At 43.4% G+C, this 1,309-nt stretch carries 1 protein-coding gene and 1 other annotated feature; the gene reads left to right on the top strand.

Features of this window, described 5'->3' with window-relative positions; genetic code table 11:
- Positions 1–50 precede the first annotated feature (50 nt).
- Positions 51–1,270 (top strand): IS3 family transposase gene (locus GQR47_RS20200; RefSeq protein WP_223230517.1). Its coding sequence is split into 2 segments (ribosomal slippage): positions 51–339 and positions 339–1,270, totalling 1,221 coding nucleotides; the frame shifts between segments, so codons are not numbered across the junction.
- Positions 329–445, top strand: a sequence feature (AL1L pseudoknot). It overlaps the preceding gene by 117 nt.
- Positions 1,271–1,309: the final 39 nt, after the last annotated feature.

The following is a 1,309-nucleotide window of genomic DNA, read 5'->3' as shown; positions in this document are numbered from 1 at the left end:
TGAATCGCCCCGTGTTTGCCAGAGACTCAATAACTTGAGAAACTGGAACTATGAAAAAATCAAATCGCTATACATCAGAATTTCGTGAACGTGCAATTAGGCTTGTTACCACACAACAGCATGAATACCCTTCTCTTTGGGCTGCGCTAGTATCGATTTCAGATAAACTGGGATGTACCCCAGAAACACTTAGAGCATGGGTCAAGAAATCTCAAGCTCAACCGTCTAAACCCTCTTCTAATACGCAATCAACTGAAGAACGCCTTGCCGTCTTAGAGCGCGAGAATAAAGAGCTCAAGCGAACGAATGATATCCTGAGGCAAGCTGCCGCTTTTTTCGCCCAAGCGGAGCTCGACCGCAAACAGAAGTAATAGTGGATTTTATTGATGCTTGCAGAGAGCATTACGGTGTCGAGTCAATTTGCAAGGAATTGCCGATTGCACCATCAACGTATTATTCTCATAAACAGATACAAAGAGAGCCTGAGCGACTGTCTAACCGCAAAAAGCGTGATGCTGAGCTGATAATACTCATTCGCGAAGTGTGGGAGGATAATATGTCAGTTTATGGTGCAAGAAAAATATGGAAGCAGCTACAGCTTGACGACCATCAAGTCGCCCGCTGTACAGTCGAACGATTGATGCGAGTTATGGGAATTCAAGGTGTTCGTCGGGGTAAAGCACATAAGACAACGATACCTGACGAGCAACAAGATAAGCCACTTGATTTAGTTAATCGTCAATTTACTGCTGAGCAGCCAAATCAACTTTGGGTAGCTGACATCACCTATGTTGCCACATGGAGTGGGTTTGTTTATGTCGCTTTCGTGATAGATGTTTTTTCACGATACATTGTAGGTTGGCGTGTATCAACGACAATGCACACAGAGCTTATTCTTGATGCGTTAGAGCAAGCTATTTGGCATCGTGGCAACCCCGAAGGGTTAATTCACCACAGCGACAGAGGCAGCCAATATTTGTCTATACGATACACTGAGCGACTTGCTGAAGCTGGAATTCAAGCGTCTGTAGGCAGTGTGGGTGACTCTTATGACAATGCATTGGCTGAAACAATAAATGGATTATTTAAAACAGAGATTATTCGCAGAAATGGCCCGTGGAAGAATGTTGATGCTGTTGAATACGCAACGTTAGAGTGGGTCAATTGGTTTAATAATCAACGCTTATTATCTTCAATTGGGTATATTTCACCAGCTCAATATGAAACAGACTACTATGATAATTTAAACGAGTCAGGTAAAGTGGCCTGACTTAAACAAACTGGTCTCCGATGAACTCGGGGCGATTCA

It is taken from the genome of Pseudoalteromonas sp. Z1A2 (genome assembly GCF_011378755.1).
In the GTDB taxonomy this organism is placed as follows: Bacteria; Pseudomonadota; Gammaproteobacteria; order Enterobacterales; family Alteromonadaceae; genus Pseudoalteromonas; species Pseudoalteromonas distincta.
This window is presented reverse-complemented; position numbering and strand designations above follow the sequence as displayed.